Here is a 6,623-nt window from a genome sequence, read left to right on the forward strand (position 1 = left end):
AGACAGACTACGTTTTGTTCTGTTTGAATTGTTAGGAACAGTTAATGTACCTGTTTCTTCATGAATACCTTCTGAACGTTGAAGACTGTCTGCTTTCTTATTATCGACAGTACCTCCACCACGTCCGTCTACCTCTTCAAAACTAGCTTCAATACTTTTTAGAGCCTGTTCATCTGATGTTTGAAGTTGGTCTGTTTTACTTTGTTCCTGAACGCTTGTAGGTTGCTTATTGTTTACTGATTGTTGTTCCTCTGCAAATGATGCCAATGGTGAAGATAATACCGTTAAGCCTGCTGTTAATGCTACTACTTTTTTGTTAAATTTAATATTCATTTATAGTTTGGTATATCTCACTATTTTAATAGATATACCTTCCTCCTTGTACTTCTTTTAGTGTGAATAATAGTTTAAATAATGGTAGTTTGAATCCCAAAAATAACGACTTGATTTTTCATTTCATATAATTAACTGAAATCTATAGGTCCGCCTAGATATGTCAATATTTCAGGGTTATAACACAACACTAGGGTTCCCCCATAACTAAGACCAATGAAAAGAGAATCCAACACAGATCTCTCTTCATAATTGTTTAAATTGATATTTGGGAGTGTTTCAAACAAATATCGAAGAGAATGATAAGGACTTAAATTGTTCTCTTTTGCAGTTTCAACCACACTATACATGATGGCACTCCCTCTAGTACCTTCGTAAAAATATAATTTAAATAACATAAATAACCTTTAATATACAAAACTATAACATTTACTTTATATCCCGTTTGATTTCTATGAAATTCAAAAATCTTTCGAAAATCCTGATTACAAATAAAAAGGGACTTTAAACCACAGAAGCCATTTTTTGTGTTGGTTTGGAATAAAGCTTGATCAAAACTCAGGAGTTTTACCGTGACAGCTTTATCTAATGATACAAAACGGTGCAACTTTTTTTGCAAACAGTTAAATTTTATTCAAAATAGTACGACCTTATTTCACAGCAACAACCATGTCATGTTAGTACTTTGGAACTTCTAATATACTCTTTTTCTTCCCATCATATACTATAGCTGTTTTTGCTTTTATATTCTCATTGTCATATGTGAAATCTTGGTTTGAGAAATTCACAATCACTTTCATGTCATTTCCAAATGTCGTACTTTGAACTTGCCGATCTTCAGACAATACTTCAAAATTAGTCATTGGTTTTGTTACGGCTTTCTCATGAAATGGAGACCATACTTTCAAATAAGAGGTAATGATGGATTTACTTTTCTCCCATTCATTTTTATCAATATGATATAAAGGTGGTACATTATACAACATTTCAGATAACATTCTATTTCCTATCTCATCCTTAATTCTAAAACTTCCCCATGACCATTGGTGAGTCGTAATAATTGAATCATTATATACAAGTTTATATAACGGAATTGAATATACAGGATTATTATAAATATTTTTATAAATAGGCTTAATAGGTATGGTTTTTCCATTCAATTCTGGAATAGCACCATCTGGTGAAGTGGATTTATATCCGCCTACATAATATGGGTTCTTTTTATCTCTCATATCAGAGTCGGGCCAAATCCCAGGCGTTTCTATTCCATGCGCAAAGGCAATTATATTACTAGCAAAGTCATTCCCACCTTCTGATCCGACTACCATATGTTTTTCTTCGCTAATATATTTCATTCTTTGCAGTCTTGCTTTTAGATCTTGTTCCTGAGTTGTAATGTGATTTGGAGAATAATCATCATAAATTTCGCCTGTAGCATCACAATCGACAAACCAAGAATTAAACGGTATATTATTTTGTAAAATATCACCTACACGTTCTTGCACACTAGGTAAGGATAAAGTTGGATTTAACTTTCTTCCTTTTCCTAAGAATCCTCCTACTTTTTCTCCTTTTTCATTCGATATTGTAGCATTTTCATATAAATTTTTATCTTTAAAAGAAGCTGTATTCCACTCTCTACTTCCCACTTCATGAATCGAGTGGTATGAATCATAAGGACCGATTAAATACCCCATTCTATTTGCTTCTTCTACCATTTTGGGATTCATTAATCCATTAGCCCAATTAGGTAAACCTATCCATGCTTTTTTAACATTCGATTTCTTCATATCAACTAAAACATCTGTTGTTTCTTTCTGTTCCCATCTACTTACTTCATCCAATGCCTCTGTTAACTTACTCTTAATTAATCCTTTGTTCAGTGTATAGAGTTCTTGTTCACTTAAGTTTTGGATACCTTTTTTTAACAATTCATTTATTGAGATATCTGGGTTATAAAAAATATCTTTATTATAAAGTTGTTCTAATCTTAATACCTGATTTATCGCATTAACTATTACTTTTTGCTGGCTTTTATTGATAGCTTTTTGATTCTTTATATCTTGCATAACAGTTTCAAAATCTTTTGAGCCATCTTCCGTATTTTCTTGTAACAACTGTGCAATCCAATTTGTAAATGTCTCATCCATTTTTTGTGAAAATTTATCCCACTTGATATTTTCTACTGCAATCCCACTGTGGTCCCAAAAATAAATATGAGGAGCACCATATAATTTTTTAATGTTCGGATTTGTTTTTGCTTTTTCTTCTAGTGTCTTAAATTCTCCCTGTTCTTTTATATAATTTTTATAAATATTGGCCATCGAGACAGGGTTTTTATCAGTTAGATACAATCTGAATCCATATTCTTTATTCTTATTAATAGAAGGATATTGATGTGTAAAACTAAACTGTATATCGGAATCAGCAGTGAAATGAATATTATCGTTATACATTTTTTCAGCTATATACATAATGGAATAATTAGATTTATTCAATGCAAAGAATCTCATAGAAAAACTTTCTATGAATGACATCTCTTGATCTTTTAAATATTCTTTCCAGTTTGGATCATTGCTAGGTATATTTTTTCCTTCCCATAATGGTAACGTATAGCTGTCTGCACTTACTTTAGGCCATGTAAATTCATTAGCTCCTTCAGACTTAATAGATTTTAACTTAATATTTAAATAAGACTCTTTCTTTTCAATCTTCACATCTATTTGGTCATCTGGATAACTCCATGATATACAATCATCTTTTTTTATTAGATTTGTTATTTTTTTCTTCGATAGTGGTAAGGAAGCACTTTCTCTTACACCATCTTTTTCCACAAAAATTTCACCAGTTTCAGGATTCACATCAAAGGTGAAATTTTTGTATTGAGAAACCACGTTTTGTCCCTTTGTTGTAAAATCCTTTTGTTGCGCATAACTCAGGGATGGTAATGTAAGACACATTGAACTCATCAAAATTGGAATGACTAGCTTGTTCATTTTTTTATTCATACTTATAAACCTCCTTTTTTGTATTTCTATCCTACAAATACATTGTGACAGGAATGTGACAAAATGGTGAGTGGCTCAAAAAAATGAATTCTTGCCGTGCCCCTATTTGAAATTGTCACATTTCTGTAACAATAGTGATTTATTTTATAATAGGAAACTATCATGGAAAGAAGGGGAATTTATGAAAAAAATCATACCGATAGTCGCATTAATAGGCATGATGAACTTAGGGATACAAGAAATGAATGTGAAAGCTGAGACATACAAAAGTGCAGGTTCCAAAATGGATTTTTGGAATTCTAAAAGAGGTACCGCCAGCATTTCGGAAAAAAACCACGCTAAGCAAGACACGATAAAAAGAGCCAATTTTACCCTATCAAGAGTAAAGTTAGCTCTTTTATTAATCCACGTATTTTACCTAGAAATTTTATCTGTTCTGTCGCCTAATATTTCAATAAATTCGCTGTACTCCTATTCATATAATATCTTTTATTGTAAATCTTCGAACTCCCACAAAAGTAAATATGGTTCTGGTGCAAATACTTAGGAAAGATATAAAGATGCGAAAAGTTTCCTAGTGAAATCTAGTCTTAAGCAGCAATTCCAAATAGTTGATGGATGAACTTCACTTGATTTTGGACAGACTTGTCCAATAAAACAAGTTGCCCTTTTTTCATCATATGCATAGCTTCTATTCCAGAAAGAATGGATGTAGCTGTGCGAAAGGATTTCAATCCTAACATCGAACGAACCCGCTTTTTAATAAACCGATGATCTTGTTCCACTATGTTATTGAGATATTTCACTTGCCTTAGTTGGATGCCTAATGGCATCTTTTTTTCTTTTCTCAATTCTTCAACTGCTATAGGATAAGCTGGATTCTTATCTACTGTCACGACCCGAGGTTCAGAAATATGAAAAGACTGCAAAGCTTTCTTGAAGAATCGCTTTGCAGCCTTTTGGTTTCTTGCTTTGCTTCGGTAAAAATCAATGGTATTTCCTTTCGAATCGACAGCACGATACAGGTACATCCATTGACTTTTCACTTTGATATATGTTTCATCGACTCTCCAAGAGCCATCGGTTTACTTGAGATGACGACGGATTCTTTTGTCTAATTCAGGACCATACTGATGAACCCAACGCATAATCGTTGTATGAGCAACGAATAAGCCCCGTTCCTCCATCATTTCCACCAAATCACGAAAGCTCAAGTTGTACCGTAGGTACCATCTTACTGTTTGCAAAATAATATCATGATGATAATGTTTCCACTTGAATAAATTTCGCTTTTCCATACTAATCACGCCCCTTTTTTAGAGTAATAGTATCAGTATGTCCAAGATTTAGAGATTACCTGCAATTATTTTGAAGTTTTCGCACCGGAACCCTTTAAACAGCTAAATAATACATAAAGGGCATATCCCTTTCGGAATTGCCCTTTATACATCCCTTAATTTATAAAGAAATACTTCATTTTTAAAATCTAGCAATTTACTAGATAAAAAATATAAACATAACCGGTATTATTTCTCACTTAAAATAGTGATCTTATTATTCATTATCCTTCAGATTTGATAGTCTTTAAAATGCTTTCAAAATCCTCTAATAACGATTTAATGTTCTGATCTTTAAACAAATAATATCCTTCCAATCCCCTATGAATAATCGCAAATATTGTCGGATGAAATGATTTGTCTGTTGAATTTATGAGATATTGACTAAATTGTACAGCAGATTCTAAAGTATAATTTAATTTCTTCGACAATATTTGAATCATGGTTGCTTGAATATCAGTAGGGGATATATTTTTTTCTCTACCTAAACCGTTTAATATTCCAAATAAATATGCCCCTAATACTTGTTTATCTTGTTCATTATCAAAATCAATTTTTGTCCCATTTAATACAATGTCAAATAAATCTACACTCTGCTGGAAAAAACTTTCTTTTTCATTCAAAATTTTCACTCCTTAAATAATTTCCAATTTTCCTTTTGGATTTTAGGACGTAACATAAGTTGATCGTGTTTTCTCTGTTGAATCTCTTTTATCCCAAGTTCAAGAATTTTTTTTGCTTTTTCTTTTTGCCCTGAAATCAGGTAAAAATTACATACTTTATGATACAAAATAATGGTTTCCTGAGAAGCATATTCTGCTGCAATATTCCAATTGCTAATCTTCTCATAATAGGGAATAGCAATGTTCATTACATTATTTATTAACTCATCGAATTCCTCTTCATCAGATTTCGAATTGGTAAGTGTAAAGTGTTTGGTGACATCCCTTGTCCAGCCTGGAATATTCTATTCTGCGACTCCTACTATCCCGTTATTTATTGGCTTACTTCCCCATTGTTCTTTATACCATTTTGTATATTCTTTTGATGTAATTCCCCACATTGTCCAAAATTCGCAATAACCTTCCGAATTCCATTTGCTAAGTGAAAAACTAAAAGTTAGTTCAAAATCCCCAATTTTTCGAGTGAATTTTGGTACACTTTTTGAATATCGAAAACCTAATTTTTGTAATTCATCTACTAAATATTTTTCTATATATAAGTTTAATAAGTCTTTTGGTTTCATATGATACTCCTTTACATACCGCTAGCATTTTTACATTTTCATTATAATATATCTTAAGCCCTATTCGTTGAACAAAAACAATGAATACAGTATTCGCACCGGGTTAACATAACGTCCTATTATTGGTAGCAAGGACAAGGAGGAACTCCTACTCTCATAAGGGAACCTCCTTTTTTGTTCGATGGATCTATGCATTTTTTTATACATTCCTATTTTAGTGCGCCTTTTGGCCTCCCCATAGTTCCCTATGTCTCCCGATTTTTTTCATAAAATCTTGCATGCTCTTAGCGTGGGGGTTTTCCGAAATGCTGGCGGTACCCCATCCCTATCAAGCTAAGGTTTTGAGACACCACCATAACAAAAATTTACCTCTGTACAGTTACTTATGAGAATTCGGCTCATTTTTTCGTTTTGGAGAACAATTAATTTCTTAAGTTGATGGATGTGTGGCGGTACCCCAGAAAGAGCAGTTATATAGAAAAAAGAACTATGGAACAAATGAGACTTGTATCATGTCTATATATTGAAACCATATTAAAAGTGAGGGCAGTTTTATGTTTATTCAAATAAATTTGAGGTGTGGAAATGGAACAGAAGTTTATTAAAAAATGTAATCATGATGAGCTTGACTATGTTATAAAAGACTATTGGCAAGATGTATGGAATTATTCATTTATTATTACGAAAGATCCACACTTA

General features: G+C 32.3%; 5 protein-coding genes and 3 pseudogenes. 2 read left to right on the forward strand and 6 right to left on the reverse strand.

The features are described 5' to 3' along the window. Together BAU27_RS06250 and BAU27_RS06260 are read right to left on the reverse strand one after the other, a co-directional pair. A pseudogene (locus BAU27_RS06250) lies at positions 1-333 on the reverse strand (S-layer homology domain-containing protein); the annotation flags it as partial. 677 nt (positions 334-1,010) lie between these two features. Beyond that, positions 1,011-3,341 carry a glycoside hydrolase gene (locus BAU27_RS06260; protein ID WP_071770400.1) on the reverse strand — a complete coding sequence of 777 codons (2,331 nt, stop codon included), beginning with the start codon at positions 3,339-3,341 and terminating at the stop codon, positions 1,011-1,013. A 181-nt stretch (positions 3,342-3,522) separates the two neighbouring features. On the opposite strand from BAU27_RS06260, the gene BAU27_RS06265 reads away from it, so the two are divergent. Continuing rightward, a complete protein-coding gene (locus BAU27_RS06265; RefSeq protein WP_083595895.1) occupies positions 3,523-3,888 on the forward strand; it encodes a hypothetical protein in 366 nt (121 codons plus the stop codon). A 43-nt stretch (positions 3,889-3,931) separates the two neighbouring features. Here the strand turns inward: BAU27_RS06265 and BAU27_RS06270 are convergent. The 4 genes and pseudogenes from BAU27_RS06270 to BAU27_RS32760 all read right to left on the reverse strand — a co-directional run bounded on the left by BAU27_RS06270 (position 3,932) and on the right by BAU27_RS32760 (position 5,924). Further along, a pseudogene (locus tag BAU27_RS06270) lies at positions 3,932-4,639 on the reverse strand (IS6 family transposase). A gap of 263 nt (positions 4,640-4,902) precedes the next feature. Further along, the gene (gene imm48, locus BAU27_RS06275) at positions 4,903-5,301 is read right to left on the reverse strand and encodes an Imm48 family immunity protein (RefSeq protein WP_071770401.1); all 399 of its coding nucleotides are present in this window, start codon (positions 5,299-5,301) and stop codon (positions 4,903-4,905) included. Between the two features lie 5 nt (positions 5,302-5,306). Further along, entirely contained in the window at positions 5,307-5,549 is a 243-nt protein-coding gene (locus tag BAU27_RS32755) for a hypothetical protein (protein ID WP_254797942.1), read from the reverse strand. Positions 5,550-5,645: 96 nt separating this feature from the next. Continuing rightward, a complete protein-coding gene (locus tag BAU27_RS32760) occupies positions 5,646-5,924 on the reverse strand; it encodes a hypothetical protein (RefSeq protein WP_254797943.1) in 279 nt (92 codons plus the stop codon). A 585-nt stretch (positions 5,925-6,509) separates the two neighbouring features. On the opposite strand from BAU27_RS32760, the pseudogene BAU27_RS06285 reads away from it, so the two are divergent. Then, positions 6,510-6,623, forward strand: a pseudogene (locus tag BAU27_RS06285) (RNA polymerase sigma factor); the annotation flags it as partial.

This window comes from Bacillus sp. NH11B, assembly GCF_001884205.1.
GTDB classification, from domain to species: domain Bacteria; phylum Bacillota; class Bacilli; order Bacillales; family Bacillaceae_G; genus Bacillus_A; species Bacillus_A proteolyticus.